Raw genomic sequence first — 15,906 nt, forward strand, 5'->3', positions numbered from 1 at the left:
TCGACAACATTATTTAACCATATCACCAACCAGCCATGAAACAATCATTTATTATTTTATCCTTCCTGTTTATTATAACTGGTTGTGCTACTCAAAAACTTCCCTATACCATTGGCATGAGCGAGGCGGATTTCAACGCAAACAAATCGCGCATAGATCTGGTAGAAGCTACAGCCAAAAGAACGGTTTATAAAAGAGACATCGAGTACGACAATAGACCCGGGGGAACTATGAAACCCACCGCCAGCATGTATTATTATTTCGTAGAAGGCAAACTCGTACGTATGGAACGGGTAGAAGTATTACAGCAGCCCGCCGTGGTTATTCAGCCGGCTGTGAGAGGTTAAGAATAACTATATAAAATAGCCCTTATCTGAAAACAACCGAATATCATTTACAAACTTTATCACCACACTTATGAAAAAGCTACCTATTTTAAGTCTATTGCTATTATTTTTTATGACAAGCTGCAAAACCCCCGTTTATTCCCTGGGAATGTCTGAAAATGAATTTACTGCCCATTACAAAGGAGCAACAACATTGGTTGAGAAATCTGCAGAAAGAACCGTTTACCGAAGGGAAAGCACCAGCATGATACCCAAACCTACAATGTACTACTATTTTGTGAATAGCAAGTTGGTGCGTATAGATGAGGGCGAACGTAAGCCTTATGTTATTGTAGAGCATACCTCCAAATAATAGGCCACCTGTAAAAAGACTTAAGTCTGATATGATCAGTCTACTTCCAAAACACCATTACTATACGTAACCGGGTCTATCCGTTTAAGGTGAACGTTGCTCACGGGTTTTACCACCAGCGGTATTTTTTCAATACGGGTTTCGCTGGTATCCAGGCCAAAGGCTTTGGCTTCTGACTGGGCCAGTTTTTTGATGGCGAAGTAACTGTTCAGGATAAATGCCTCAGATGTGCTGAACAGGTTATTGTACGACAGGAATTTCTCCATGATCACAAACCTGAAATCGGCCGCTATCTTGTACTTGTTCAATGATTCGTACTGGCTGGTAATGTCAATTTCCTTACGCTGCACCATGTCCTCTACCACATTCCTGAACAATACATTTACCCTTGGCTGTATCCGGAAACCTAAGCGAAACTCGATCCGGATCACCTTGCCGGGCTCTATCTGGTCAACGCTGTACTCCATGGTATAAGGCTCATCAGTACGTTCTATATGCACAAACCAGTAGGTATCGGCACGTTTAGGCCTGCGGCTCATGATCGAGTAAATGATCTTTTCTTCTATCTGCTTGCCGTTGTTGGCCTTGGTTAAATAAATTAAATGGGTGGCATATTTGTTTACCGTAGTATCGGCACTCAGGGCTTTCAACAATGGCAATTGTTCTTTGATATCGATAAAATGCAGGAAACGGTTATTGATCTTGCGAGCCTTAAACCAAACGTACATGGTAAATATCAAACCAATTTCAAAGCCTACAAAAAACAACCTATGTATAATTTTCACAGCGTTGGCTACAAAAAACGAGAACTCTACGGTTAAAAACACGCACAGTATCATGGTAACCATCCATACCGGCCAGTGCTTTACATAACGCATAAAGTAATACATTAAAATGGTGGTACTTAGCATGGCTATGGTGATACTAAAGCCATAGGCGGCCGTCATGGCAGCGGATGTTTTGAAGTACAGGGATACCAGGATACAACCTCCACAAAGGATCCAGTTGATGCTGGGAATATAGATCTGTCCGCGTATGTTGGATGGATACTTAATAGTAATACGCGGCCAGAAGTTCATGCTTACCGCTTCACTGATCAAGGTGAACGATCCGCTGATGAGCGCCTGGCTGGCAATAATGGTAGCCATGGTGGCCAACGCTACACCGGGGATAAGGAACTGGTGCGGTACAATTTCAAAGAAGGGGTTAACACCAGTAAAATCTTTACCCGGCGCTTGTGCCAAAACCCAGGCACCTTGTCCCAGGTAATTTAAAACCAGGGTGGTTTTTACAAATATCCAGCTTACCTGGATGTTTTTACGCCCGCAATGGCCCAGGTCGGAATATAAAGCCTCGGCACCGGTGGTACACAAAAATACCGCGCCCAGGAGCCAAAAACCTTTAGGGTGATCCATCAGTAAGCGTGCGCCGTAATACGGATTTAAAGCTTTAAAGATGGTTGGGTGGTGCATTACCTGCATGGTACCCAAAATGCCCAGCATCACAAACCACAACAGCATGATGGGTCCGAAAGCAGACCCTACCACCTTGGTACCAAACTGCTGAAAAAAGAATAGCAGGATAATGATACTGATCACGATGATCAAAATAAGATTATTACCCGGCACAATAACGCTCGCAAAGGCAGGCACCAGGTTAAGCCCCTCAATGGCCGATGTTACGGATATGGGCGGGGTAATGATACCATCGGCCAGCAGTGTGCCAGCACCAACAATGGCCGGGATAGCCAGCCATTTGCCATAACGCCTTACCAGTGCATAAAGGGAAAATATCCCCCCCTCCCCTTTATTATCGGCCTGCAGGGTGATCACGATATATTTAAAGGTAGTTTGCAGGGTGAGGGTCCAGAAGATACAGGATATGGAGCCTAATACCAGGGCCATGTCTACCTTGCCGCCTTCAACCAGTAAAGTTTGGAAAACATACAGGGGCGAAGTACCGATATCGCCAAAAATAATACCAAGGGTAACTATCAGACCCGCGAAAGAAAGTTGCTTAACGTGCGAATTCATTTAATGAGATAAAAAAGAGGGATTGATATGACGGAGCAAAGATTACCAGTGAGGTTTGTGCCATTGTTTTTATTTTTTTGATTGGCAACTTCAGAAAACAACACCGTCATACATTAATTTGATTGATGATTTACCCTAGCCAAAATGCGTGCCGGGAGAGTTTTTATTTAGATAAAACTTTGTATAACAGAAATATAACTAAAACTACATCACTTTCATTTCGGTTTAAAAACCTATCATTTTGATAGGTTTTATCATTTTGATAGAGTTATTGGCGTGCCCGATTTTACCAATAAAACTACCCAATATGTCATTGCGTTAGCGTGGCAATCTCCTCGCGTTGTCATCGGCAGGAATAGCTACGAGATTGCTTCGTCGTTTCTCCTCCTATGACATATGGAAGAGATAAATGAATGATTTATAAAACAGAGTTAAAATTGCACACCCCAGCGTTCTTCTATGCCGAGGCCGAAGAGGGCGAAATCGTATTTTACGGGGTCTGATGGGTCAAACTCGCGCAGGCGGGTGGTGAGTTCTTCGGCGGTTTGCCAATCGGTTTGTTTGCGGGTGATGAGGAGCAGCTTACGCGCCACCCTATCCACATGCAAATCAAGCGGACAGATGAGATCGGCCGGTTTAATACGGTTCCAGATCCCAAAATCAACCCTGCAATTGTCCTGGCGCACCATCCAGCGCAAAAACATATTCAACCGCTTACAAGTAGACTTTTGCGAGGGGGAAGATACATGTTTTTTGGTACGGTGCGGATAATCGGGCAGGGAAAAGAAATAGGAACGGAAGTGGTTCAGGGCCGTTTCAGCCCCAACTGCCTTGTCATTCTGAGCGGAGCGGAGAACCTGTTGCCGATTAGATCCTTCGCTATCGCTCAGGATGACAAATTCTTTTATAATTGCGGGCAAAAACGCATCCTCCAACGAATCAAATCTTTCGTAATGATATCTGAAAAAGGCAATGAAGTACAGGGTATCAATATCGTTAAAAGTGCGGTGCTTAAAATTGAGCAGCTTTTTCAGGTCTACTTCTTCATGATTGACGATAAAATCATAGGGAGCGCCATCCATGAGGGTGATCAGCTCCTTACATTTTTTGATGATGGTAACACGCTGCCCCCAGGATAAAGTAGCGGCCCAGAAACCCATGATCTCAATATCCTGCTTACGAGTAAACATGTGCGGGATGGATATCGGGTCGTTCTCAATAAAACCGGGCTGGTTATATTGGGCTACTTTAGCGTCGAGGAAGGCTTTTACGTTTTCGATCATAATTATGATAGAGTCAAGAGATAAGAATCAAGAGTCAAGAAAAACGTTGCAGCCAAATCTTAATTCTTGATTCTAACTTCTTGATTCTTTTCTAAGCTAAAGCTTGTTTCAAATCCTCCAGCAAATCCTCAATATCTTCTACTCCTACGCTCAGGCGCAGCAGATTGTCAACCACGCCGGCTTTTTCGCGCTCGGCTTTGGGGATGGAACCGTGGGTCATGCTTACGGGGTGATTGATGAGTGATTCAACACCGCCTAACGACTCGGCTAATGAAAATATTTTAAATGATGACGCAATGCGGAAAGTTTCCTGCAGATCGGCGCCTTTCAATACAATAGAGATCATACCACCAAAATCCTTCATTTGCTTTTTAGCAACTTTGTGATTTGGATGATCGGTAAAGCCCGGCCAGTATATCTTCTCTACCTTGGGATGTGTTTTCAGGAACTCTGCTATTTGCTTTCCATTTTCACAATGGGCTTTCATGCGCAGGTGCAGGGTTTTGATACCGCGCAGCACCAGGAAACTATCCATTGGGCCTGGGGTAGCGCCGCAGGCGTTATAAATAAACCACAGTCTTTTGTACAATTCCTCATCGCTCAGCATCAGGGCGCCCATCACCACATCAGAGTGACCGCCAATGTATTTGGTTACCGAATGCATTACCACATCGGCACCCAGGTCGATAGGATTTTGCAGGTATGGCGAAGCGAAGGTATTATCTACTACAAAAAGCAGGTTCTTTTCCTTTGATATTTTGCCGATCGCCTCAATATCCACAATTTGCATGGTGGGATTGGTTGGCGTTTCTATCCAGATGAGCTTGGTTTTATCGTTGGTATACTCGCGGATGATCTCGGGGTTCGACAGATCAAGGAAATGGAATTTGATACCGTAGTTAGCGTATATCTTGGTAAAGATGCGGTACGAGCCGCCGTAAAGATCGTTCCCGGTGATCACTTCATCGCCCGGAGCAAGGAGTTTCATTACCGCATCGGTAGCACCCATTCCGCTTGAAAATGCGAGTCCGAATTTAGCATTTTCCAATGCTGCTAAACAGTCTTCCAGCGCCTTGCGGGTTGGGTTGGTACCACGCGAGTACTCATAGCCTTTATTATCACCCGGCGATTTTTGCCAGTAGGTTGATGTCTGGTATATCGGCGTCATGATAGCGCCGGTTGTTGGATCGGGCTCCTGCCCTGCGTGTATAGCTTTTGTTGCAAATTTCATAATTGGTAGTTCATAGGTTAATGGATCATAGTTCATGGTTTAATAGTTTTGACTATGAACTATTAACCATGAACTATAGGCTGGCTCTAATACGCGCGCGCGAAGAGAACTCTTTGTTTAGAAGGTGCTCCTGTCAAAATACATTTACCTTCTTCCTGTTTGTTATCCAAAGGTATGCAACGGATTGTCGCTTTAGTTTCCTCTTTTATCTTTTGTTCGGTTTCTGGTGTGCCGTCCCAGTGAGCGCTCAGGAAACCTGGCTCTTCATCCAGCATGCGTTTAAACTCATCGTAGGTATCAACCTCGGTGGTATTTTCGGCCCGGAAATCGAAGGCTTTTTTGTAGATGTTATTTTGAATTTCATCCAGCAAAGCTTCAATATGCTGTGCTAAACCTTCCTGGTTCACGGTTTCCTTGGTTTTGGTATCCCGACGGGCAAGCTCCACAGTGCCGTTTGTCATATCACGGCTGCCGATAGCTACGCGCAATGGTACGCCTTTCAGCTCGTACTCGGCAAATTTGGCTCCGGGGCGGTGGGTGTCGCGTTTATCAAATTTTACAGAGATACCTTTTGCTTTAAGTTCCTTGGTTAAACCGGCTACGTAAGCGGCAATATTGTCCAGCTCTTCATCGTGTTTGTATATAGGCACAACTACTACTTGAATAGGTGCCAGTTTTGGAGGCAATACCAATCCGGCATCATCAGAGTGAGCCATGATCAAGGCACCGATCAAACGGGTAGATACACCCCATGAAGTTGCCCAAACAAAATCCTGAACATTCTCTTTGTTCGTAAATTTTACATCAAAAGCCTTGGCGAAGTTTTGCCCAAGAAAATGCGATGTACCTGCCTGCAGGGCTTTACCGTCCTGCATTAAAGCCTCAATACAATAGGTATCCAAGGCGCCGGCAAAGCGCTCATTGGCGGTTTTACGGCCTTTTACTACCGGCAGTGCCATCCAGTTTTCGGCAAAATCGGCATATACGTTCAGCATTTGCTCAGTTTCGGCTACCGCTTCCTCTGAGGTAGCGTGGGCGGTGTGCCCTTCCTGCCATAAAAACTCGCTGGTGCGTAGGAACAAACGGGTACGCATTTCCCAGCGCATTACGTTGGCCCACTGGTTCACCAGGATAGGCAGGTCGCGGTATGATTGTATCCAGCCCTTATACGTGTTCCAGATAATGGTTTCTGATGTTGGGCGGATAATGAGTTCTTCTTCCAGTTTGGCATCCTCATCAACTATGATATTGCCATTGCCATCGTTTTTTAGGCGATAATGAGTAACCACAGCACATTCCTTGGCAAAACCATCTACGTGACTGGCCTCTTTTGAAAAGAAGGATTTGGGTATCAGCAGCGGGAAATAGGCATTACTATGCCCGGTATCTTTAAACATCTGATCCAGTACGGCTTGTATTTTTTCCCATATCGAGTATCCGTACGGCTTAATGATCATGCATCCTCTAACCGGCGAATATTCGGCCATATCAGATTTTATTACCAGGTCATTAAACCATTGCGAATAATCTTCGTCTTTACTAATAACACCTTTACTCATATTGATTGGAATATATAATTTGACTTGTGCGAATTTGTATATTGCGCCAAATTTATAAATTAAAAAGTTATTTGAACTCGAACTTTTCACATACCTGCATATGAAACGGAACATTGCTATAGGAATTTTTCTGATCGGCGCCATGGCGTTGAGTTCCTGCTCCACAACTAAGCTTGCCAATACCGATACCAGCGATGACGTTTATTTTTCGAAAGCAAAGGCTGGTGACGAACCTACTTACGCCGCAGCCGATAATTATAACCCGAACGCGGCACAAGGCCAGACTTATATTGACGATGATGACGATTATTTTTACTATGATGATTATGCATCGCGCATCAACCGTTTCAACTATTTCTCTCCTTTTAGTTTTTATGACAATTTGTACTACGGCTACAGCGACCCTTATTATAACAATGGATTTAGCTTAGGCTTTAACTATGGCCCCTGGGGTTATGGCTACTCTCCTTACGGTTATGGTGGCTACGGCTATGGTGGCTGGGGGTTGGGTTATGGCTACGGCGGCTGGGGAGGCCTGGGCTGGGGTGGCTATGGAGGATATTATGGTGGCGGCTACTACGGCGGCGGTTATCCGGGAGGATATTGGGGTAGCAATTACTTCACCTCCGGCAGGCCACGTCCAAACAGGGGGCCGGGCATTCCATTTGGCGCCGGCGGAGGCAGGGGTATTCCCAGCGGCACACCGGGTTATGGCTCGCGCGTATCACCCGGTGGTGGTGGTATAGGCTATATACCAGGCGGCCGTGGCACCAACAACAATTATTCGCGCCCGGCACGTACAGATGCGCGTCCGTCACGTCCGGGATATCAACAAACAAATGCCGACAATGCACGGCCGGTTACACAACAGCAACCCCAGTATCAGCAGCCCCAGGTTGATCGTTCTTCTTCCGCTCCATCCAACAATTCTTCGGGTGGAGGTTCCAGAAGTTCCGGCGGTGGTGGCGGCGGCGGTGGCGGCAGACCAAGCAGACCATAAACTTTATCATCCTGAAATTCTATGAAAATAAAATATTTACTTAGTGTAATCGCTATAGTAGCTATTACTAAAACCAGTTTTGCGCAGTACTCACAGGATGTAGTCCGCTTTTCGACTTTTCAAAACGGTTCTACATCACGTATCAAAGCCATTGGTAACGCGGGTACCGCTATCGGCGGCGATCTGAGCTCTATTAGCGGCAACCCTGCAGGCCTGGGCTTTTTCACCCGTTCAGAATTCAGCATTACACCTGAATTTAATGGATCGAAAGTAAATTCCACTTATTTTGGACAAGCCGGTAACGCCAGTAAAAACAGCGGCAACTTAAGCAACGCGTCCATTGTGTTTTACCAGCGCCTCAATACGCCAAAAGGCAGAGATAAAACCAAAGGATGGCTCAGCATTAATTACGGCGCGGGTTACAGTCGCACCAATAACTTTTATGAGAATATAGCTTATAGCGGCAAAAACGCATCTAACTCCATATCTGATTATTACGCAGGTACGGCCAATAACCGTCCGGATGATGCGCTTGCACAATGGGCTTATAAAGATAAACTGATTGATAATTTTGGCACAACGCAAAAACCCGATTTTGCCAGTACGGTATCCGTACCGGTAAACCAAACCGGGATAATTTCGCGTATTGGTGGTCAATCGGAGTTTGATTTTGCTTTTGGCGCTAACTACAGCAATAAACTGTACCTGGGTTTAGGCGTTGCCATAACCGATCTGCGGTATGATTATTCTCGCCAGTTTATTGAAGATGGTACAGCCTCTATCACTAACGGTGGCACAACCGGCACCCCTACGCCATTTAATTCCAACTACGCGCAAAATCAATCGACCAGGGGTTCAGGCGCTAATGTTAAATTAGGTGTTATTTACAAACCTGTGGAGGCAGTTCGTTTAGGCTTTACCTTCACCTCTCCAACATTTTACAGCATCAGTGACATATATGCCGAAGGACTGGCAACATCGATTAACGGAAACCGTAACCAGCCAAACTCATCCGGCGATTATGCGCTTAATTACAACATGCGTACCCCGCTTAAACTGGCCGGTGGCGCAGCGGTATTTATTGGTAAATATGGTTTTATATCGGGCGATGTGGAATATATCGACTATTCAACAACCCACATCAGCAGCAACGACTCATACGATAATACCGATGATATCACTGCTATTAAAGCCAACTATAAATCGGCGGTCAATGTACATGTGGGCGCCGAAGCCCGCGTAACCAATATGTTTTACTTACGCGGTGGCTATAGCCAGCAAGGCAGTCCGTTTAAAAATAACACCGGTGCCACCGATGTAAGCAGCGATATCAAAACAGTTAGCGGGGGCATTGGTTTAAGGTTTGGCCAATATTACGTGGATGCTACTTATGCGCATGTTACCGGTTCCGAAGCATTCTCGCCTTACTTAATTAACAATGGGAACCCAACTGCCAATTTCAAAAAAACAAATGATAATGCCTTTTTGACTTTGGGTTATCGGTTTTAAATAAATATTGGCAATGACCACATATAGAATAATCGGCATAGTGCTGATCGTTATAGGAATAGGGATGCTTTTTCTTGGAGCATCCTTATTTACATATCAAGGCCCACCACTAAATCCAATTGTAAGTAAAATGGGAGAATATTCTTTCTTTTGGTGGTTGCCTACACTGATTGTTGGCATAGGTCTAACCTTTGGCTCAAAAAGGAAAGGTAAGTGATATTTTGGAGCATTTAGTGGAATAACAAAAACAAGCTGTCATCTCGAACGAGGTACGAGGAGAAATCTTTTACAGTGTGATAATACAGCGCAGAAGATTTCTCTCTCCGTTCGAAATGACATTCTTTTTATGGCTTATTAGAACCACCGTCTATATCCCCGATACATCAGCTATCTGCTCGGTTTTTACCAGTTTGCGCACGTCGAAACCTTTATCTGCGGCGCGTACTACCAGTTCATTATAGGTTTGCTCATCCAGCGTAGGGCGGCGGCTCAGTATCCATAGATAATTACGATTGGGGTGACCCACTACAGCGTAACTGTAATCTTTGGCCAGGTCAATGATCCAGTATTTACCTTTAAAGGGCCAAAAAAATTCTACATCGAGTTTCGCATTGGTATGATCGGTCACAAAAGCACGGCCTTCGGTCACTTTCAATTTGCCATTCTTAATACAACGGTTCTTGACTATCACAGAGCCATCCTCCGCCAGCCCATAAGTTGCCGATGTGCAGCTGCAGTCCTTTTCAAAAACCTGCGGAAAGGCAGCTATCTCAAACCAGGTACCTAAATATTTCTTTAATTCTACGTATTTAACAGTTTCTAAGGGTTTGCACCTGGCTTGCAGGGCCAAAGCAGCTAAACCTAAAACAACAGATGTTGCTAAAATCTCTTTTTTCATACAACAACAACGATTATAGAGTACAAAAAGTTTAGCCCAAAAGCGCATATTCTACGCATTTTTCCGCTTTAGATATTTAATTACCTTTGCGCCAATCCATTAAAATGGGTTCAAAAACAGGTAATGCCACGGAAAATGAACATCAGTATTTTAGGTTGCGGCTGGTACGGCCAGGCATTGGCAAAGGCATTGATCAGCGCAGGCCACATCATCAACGGTTCTACCACATCACCACAAAAAATGGATGGGCTGGCTGCTGATGGTATTGAGCCATACCTGGTGAATTTTTCACCTGGTAACGAACATTATGACAATGCATTTTTTGCCTGCGATGTCCTCTTTATCTGCATCCCCCCCAAAAGCAGGAGTGGCGAAGGGCCTGAATTTATTGATAAGATACAAGGTGTCATTAGCGCCATCAAAAAGCATAGTGTAAAAAAGGTGGTATTCATCAGCTCCACGGCTGTTTATGCCGATGTAAACTCGGAAGTTCATGAACTAAGCGATCCGCAGCCCAATACCGAAGCAGGCAGGATATTGTTCCAAGCGGAAGAATTGTTCAGAGTGGAAGCCACATTTAAAACCACCATTATCCGCTTCGCGGGATTGATCGGTCCGGGGCGTGATCCGGGCAGATTCTTTGCCGGCAAAAAGGATATCGCCAATGGCAATGCCCCGGTTAACCTTATTCATTTGGATGATTGTATTGGTTTGAGCATGGCTATTATTGACTGTCAGGCATTCGGTTATTTATTTAATGGTTGCTCACCTGATCATCCGGGCCGTTCGGAATTTTATACCCAAGCAGCTGTTAATTCGGGATTGGAGAAACCAGAGTTTATTAATGAATTGAAGGAATGGAAGGTTGTGCGGAGTGTGAATGTGGAGAAGGTTTTAGGGTATCGATATAAGGTGAGGATTGAATAATAATTGAATTCCCCTCTTGTAGCCCGGCCGTGTGCGATTCCTTCCCTCGGGAGGGGCAATGTCATTAAGTTAAGCACATGGAGCCCCACCTAAATCCTCCCCGGTAGGGAGGACTTTAAAAAATTGAAGCTAAGTCTCCCCTTCCGGGGGAGATTATTACATGAGGGCTTCGCCGTTTAGAGGGGGCTTTTGCGGAATTGCGTTTCCCCTTAACTCAATGACATTGACCGCACCCCTCCCACGGGAGGGAATTTAACTCACTAAAATTAGATTTTTTCACACCCTCGGCTTATCGCCCATCACAAAAATCAACCTCCCGCCTTTTAAAATATCCGTGTGACTGATATAATTTTTTAAATAAGACATGCCATTCAGGCTAATACTCTGCACGTATTTATTGGCTTCTGATAAACCTTTGGCTTCGATCACAAAACTTTTACCGTTAGCCAGGGCCATGCTTACCCTGCTCAGCTGCGGCGCGCCGAAAACGTACCGGCCATCAACGGGGTTAACGGGATAAAAACCCATGGCTGTAAAAATATACCAGGCCGACATTTGTCCGCAATCATCATTACCCGACAATCCATCGGGTTTGTTCTGGTAAAACTGATCGGTTATTTGGCGTACCAGGCGCTGCGTTTTGTAGGGTTGACCGGCAAGCGTATATAAATATGCTACATGATGATTAGGCTCGTTGCCATGCGCGTACTGTCCTATTAACCCGGTTACATCCAGCGTAGAACCTTTGCCAAACACTTTGGAGCTCATGCTGAACAAGGAATCGAGCTTAGCTATAAAAGGTTTTCTCCCGCCCATCAATTTGATCAGCCCGGGAATATCCTGCTGCACCGACCATACATATTGCCAGGCATTGCCCTCGGTATAATCGCCACCGATAGCCAGTTGTCCGCTATCCAGCTTGGCAAAAGGGCGTACCCATTCACCATTAGCCAAACGGCCGCGCATCAGGTTGGTTGACTTATCAAAGAGGTTATTATAGAAGTGCGCGCGCTTGCTGAAATAATTATAATCGGCTGTTTTATGCAGGGATTTGGCGAGCTGGGCCGCGCACCAATCGTCATAAGCGGCTTCCAGCGTGCGGGAAACGGCCTCGCGTTTCACAGAATCCGACGGTAAGTAACCATAACGCATGTAGGTATCCCAGTTGTATTTCGGACTTTTATTGTTAGTAAGCGAAGCTTTAATAGCTGCGAAAGCCTGCTCCCGGTTAAAACCTTTGATTCCTTTTAACGCCGCATCCACTATAGCAGGTACGGCATGGTTACCAATCATGGCGTAACTTTCCTTGCCCCACAAGGTCCATATGGGTAACAGTTTGGCGGTATTAAAATGCTGCAGCATGGTTTCTATAATCTGCCCATCCTTATCCGGACACATTAGCGTATAGAATGGCTGTGCTGCACGGTAGGTATCCCATAAAGAAAGTGTAGAATAATACACTTTATCTGCCGATTGATGGACTTCCCCGTCGGCACCGCGATATTGCCCGTCGACATCAGCAATATTGTTGGGTTGTATCAGGGCATGGTAAATGCTGGTATAAAAGGCAGTCTTTTGCGCGGTAGTACCTTCGGCTTTCATCCGGTTGAAATAATTTTCCCAAACTTTGGCGGCCTCAGCTTTAACCTGATCAAAAGTTTTATTCGCGGTTTCAGCAGCCAGGTTTTTACGAGCCCCATCGATGCTTACGCCCGATATGGCTACTTTAGCTTCAATGGTTTCGCCGGGTTGGGTATCAAAGTCGACTATCAAACGCCGATGATCCTCATCGATAAAATGAGAACCGGTAAAAGCCTTGCTGAACCGGGCGGTAAAGTAAACTTTCTTTTCGACCCATTGACTACTGAAAGCATAACCACTAACAGAAGCTTTTGAATCGACAGTGATGCTCCCTTCAGATACATGCTCTTTCAACTCTTCTGCATTCTCCACCAGTCCGCTTTGCATATCAATAAGCAGGTGCGATTGACCGGCTTTGTTGAATGTATAGCGGTGCAATCCGGTATGCGCGGAGGCGGTGAGTTGCACTTTGATGTCGTGATTATCCAGTATCACTTCATAATAACCCGGAGTAGCTTTTTCCTTCCTGTGCGAAAACCTGCTAACGAACAGCTGCGGATCTTTACCCTGAAAGGGGAAGAACAGCACATCGCCCAGATCAACACCACCTGTGCCGCTTAAATGGGTGTGGGCAAAGCCGGTGATCACAGTATCCTCATAACGATAGCCCGAGCAATAGTTCCAGCCAAAATTGCCCGTTTCCGGGCTGAGCTGCACCATACCAAACGGTACCGTAGCACCCGGAAAAGTATGTCCCGTTGCGGAAGTACCAATGAACGGATCAACGTATTGGCTATATCCCTGGGCATAAGCGCCAAAACATCCGCATAAACAAAGCATTCCGATCAACAGGTATTTACGCATGGCTTATTCTTTATATTCCAATGTTTTGGTGAACACTATATCTTCTGCCGAGCGGGCTATCATCACATCAAATGTACCGGGTTCTGTTACCTGCTTCATATCCATATTCCAGATGGCGATATCTTCGGGTGTGATGTTGAACTTTACCGTTTTGGTTTCGCCGGGTTTCAGAGCTATCTTGTCAAAACCTTTCAGGGCCATCACCGGGGTAGTTACCGAGTTCACTTTATTGCCCAGGTACATTTGCACCACTTCCTTACCTGCTACGCTACCACTGTTGGTTACATCCACCGAAACCTGCACTTGTCCACCTTTGCCAAACGATGTTGCCGAAACTTGCATATTACTATATTTAAACGAGGTATAACTCAAGCCAAAACCAAATGGAAAGAGCGGATCGGTAGATGAAAAAACATAATCCTGCCCGGGTTTATCCGGTGAGCCCGGGTTATGATAAAAGCCCCTGCCCGAACTCACATGATTATAAATCACCGGGATATGCCCTGTGGATTGCGGGATGGACACATTTAACCTGCCCGATGGATTCACCTTACCAAACAAGATATTAGCCACTGCCGCGCCACCCTTTTCGCCCGGGTACCAGGCTTCGAGTATGGCCGGAATATGTTCCTTTTCCCAACTGATACTCCAGGGCCGGCCATGCACTAGTACCAGGATCACGGGTTTGCCGGTTTTATAAATGGCTTGTAGTAACTGGCGCTGTACCCCATCGGGATTGATATCGGTCACATCATAACCTTCGCCGCAGGTAAACGGATCTTTGGGTTCGCTTTCAGGCGTGTGCCCGTTCCAGCCAATGCCCGAGAATACTACGCTGGTTGTACCTAAAACCACCACCACGGCATCGCTGTTTTTGGCAGCGGTAACCGCCTCCACAAAACCGCTAGTATCCTGGCCAGACAGCGTGCTGCCTTTAGCGTAATTTATCTTTATTTTATTTCCCACTAATTGTCTGATACCGTCCAATACGGTAGTGCCGGATCGGTTATCACGGGTGGAACTGTAGTCGCCGTATTGTACCTGGTTGGCGTTGGGTCCGACCACAGCCAATGATTTCAGTTTATTGATATTCAGCGGCAGCAATTGCTGATCGTTTTTAAGCAGGATGATGGATTCTTCGGCTATTTGCTGCGACAGGGCTACGTGCGCCGGGGTATGTACGCGCTTTTTAAGCTGTAAGGTATCAACCAAAGGTTTTTCAAACAAACCAGCCTTAAATTTGGCGGTCAGGATGCGGGCTACTGCGGTATCTATCTGCGCTTGTTTTACTTTGCCAGCTTTTACCAGATCTATCAGTTTACTGTATACATCCGGACTGGGCGCTTCCAGATCAACACCCGCACTGAGAGCCATGGGCGCAGCCGATTCGGCATCTTTAGCGGTCCGCTGAAAGCCATATAACATTTTCAATCCTTCGTAGTCAGAAAACACATAACCTTTAAAACCCCACTCTTTACGCAATACCCGTTCCAATAAAAACCGGTTGGCATGGGCTGGAATCCCGTCCATTTCGTTATAGGAGGGCATCACCGAGTAGATATTGGCCTTTTGTACCACATCGCGGAAGGGCGGCAGGAATATCGACCGGAGTTCGCGCTCGCCAATTGAGGCAGGCCCTAAATTAATACCGGCCACCGGGATACTGTAAGCGGCAAAATGTTTGGCGGTACACATCACTTTATCTTTTCCAATACCGATGAGACTTTGCACCGCATCGCCTTGCATGCCGGTTACAAAGGCAATTCCCAGTTGACTTACCAGGTAAGGGTCCTCAGCATAACACTCTTCTACACGGCCAAAACGCGGGTCGCGGATCAGATCGAACAAGGGCGACAGAGCCTGGTCAACTCCGGATGAGGAAGCTTCATAAGCGATAACCGAGCCCATTTGTTTGATAAGCGCCGGATTCCAGCTACTGCCCTGCGCTATAGCTTGCGGAAATATGGTTGCCCCCGCTGCCAGCTGTCCATGCAGGCACTCGCCTATTTGTATGGGTGGAATACCCAACCGTGTTTTTTCGCGGGCGTATTTTTTAGCTTTGATGGATAAAGTCGCTATTTCATTGATAGTAACGAATGGACTTTCACATGCGCCATAAGCAATGGGATTATCTAATGAACCTTTTAAGGAGTTCATACTCATCTGACCCACTTTTTCTTCCAGCGTCATAAGGCCAAGCAGGTCTTTGACCCGTGCGGCTACTGGAGCTTTCGGATTTTTATAAACCTGGGCATGGGCGGCAGATATGATCAAAAATGCCGCTACCGTTAAACTCCATTTTTTTTGCATCATGCTGATATG

At 45.8% G+C, this 15,906-nt stretch carries 12 protein-coding genes; 5 read left to right on the plus strand and 7 right to left on the minus strand.

What is annotated here, in order from left to right; genetic code table 11:
* Positions 1-35 precede the first annotated feature (35 nt).
* Positions 36-347 (plus strand): hypothetical protein, encoded by a 312-nt coding sequence (locus BW976_RS08415; RefSeq protein WP_076372374.1) that lies wholly within the window; start codon positions 36-38, stop codon positions 345-347.
* Positions 348-417: 70 nt separating this feature from the next.
* Positions 418-699, plus strand: coding sequence for a hypothetical protein (locus BW976_RS08420; RefSeq protein ID WP_076372376.1), 282 nt, complete (start codon positions 418-420; stop codon positions 697-699).
* A 35-nt stretch (positions 700-734) separates the two neighbouring features.
* On the opposite strand, the gene BW976_RS08425 is transcribed toward BW976_RS08420, so the two are convergent.
* The 4 genes from BW976_RS08425 to proS form a co-directional block, all read right to left on the minus strand.
* Positions 735-2,732 (minus strand): KUP/HAK/KT family potassium transporter, encoded by a 1,998-nt coding sequence (locus tag BW976_RS08425; protein ID WP_076372378.1) that lies wholly within the window; start codon positions 2,730-2,732, stop codon positions 735-737.
* 431 nt (positions 2,733-3,163) lie between these two features.
* Positions 3,164-4,015, minus strand: a complete 852-nt coding sequence (locus BW976_RS08430; RefSeq protein ID WP_076372380.1) for a TIGR02757 family protein — start codon at positions 4,013-4,015, stop codon at positions 3,164-3,166.
* Positions 4,016-4,106: 91 nt separating this feature from the next.
* Positions 4,107-5,246, minus strand: a complete 1,140-nt coding sequence (locus BW976_RS08435; RefSeq protein WP_076372814.1) for a cystathionine gamma-synthase — start codon at positions 5,244-5,246, stop codon at positions 4,107-4,109.
* An 86-nt stretch (positions 5,247-5,332) separates the two neighbouring features.
* Complete coding sequence (gene proS, locus BW976_RS08440) at positions 5,333-6,805, minus strand: proline--tRNA ligase (RefSeq protein ID WP_076372382.1); 1,473 nt, start codon at positions 6,803-6,805, stop codon at positions 5,333-5,335.
* 100 nt (positions 6,806-6,905) lie between these two features.
* Between proS and BW976_RS29315 the strand changes: the two genes are divergently transcribed.
* The gene (locus tag BW976_RS29315; protein WP_076372384.1) at positions 6,906-7,805 is read left to right on the plus strand and encodes a hypothetical protein; all 900 of its coding nucleotides are present in this window, start codon (positions 6,906-6,908) and stop codon (positions 7,803-7,805) included.
* Positions 7,806-7,826: 21 nt separating this feature from the next.
* On the plus strand, positions 7,827-9,314 hold the full coding sequence (locus BW976_RS08450; RefSeq protein WP_076372386.1) for an OmpP1/FadL family transporter: 1,488 nt from the start codon (positions 7,827-7,829) through the stop codon (positions 9,312-9,314).
* 367 nt (positions 9,315-9,681) lie between these two features.
* On the opposite strand, the gene BW976_RS08460 is transcribed toward BW976_RS08450, so the two are convergent.
* Positions 9,682-10,212, minus strand: coding sequence for a lipocalin family protein (locus BW976_RS08460; protein ID WP_076372390.1), 531 nt, complete (start codon positions 10,210-10,212; stop codon positions 9,682-9,684).
* 135 nt (positions 10,213-10,347) lie between these two features.
* Here BW976_RS08460 and BW976_RS08465 point away from each other — a divergent pair, with 135 nt between their 5' ends.
* On the plus strand, positions 10,348-11,139 hold the full coding sequence (locus BW976_RS08465; protein WP_076372392.1) for an SDR family oxidoreductase: 792 nt from the start codon (positions 10,348-10,350) through the stop codon (positions 11,137-11,139).
* Positions 11,140-11,415: 276 nt separating this feature from the next.
* Here BW976_RS08465 and BW976_RS29025 read toward each other — a convergent pair whose 3' ends face one another.
* Both BW976_RS29025 and BW976_RS29030 read right to left on the minus strand, forming a co-directional pair.
* A complete protein-coding gene (locus BW976_RS29025; protein ID WP_076372394.1) occupies positions 11,416-13,584 on the minus strand; it encodes a GH92 family glycosyl hydrolase in 2,169 nt (722 codons plus the stop codon).
* A gap of 3 nt (positions 13,585-13,587) precedes the next feature.
* Positions 13,588-15,897 carry a glycoside hydrolase family 3 N-terminal domain-containing protein gene (locus tag BW976_RS29030; RefSeq protein WP_076372396.1) on the minus strand — a complete coding sequence of 770 codons (2,310 nt, stop codon included), beginning with the start codon at positions 15,895-15,897 and terminating at the stop codon, positions 13,588-13,590.
* Between the last annotated feature and the right edge of the window lie 9 nt (positions 15,898-15,906).

The sequence above is a fragment of the Mucilaginibacter lappiensis genome, from assembly GCF_900155965.1.
Classification (GTDB): Bacteria; Bacteroidota; Bacteroidia; order Sphingobacteriales; family Sphingobacteriaceae; genus Mucilaginibacter; species Mucilaginibacter lappiensis.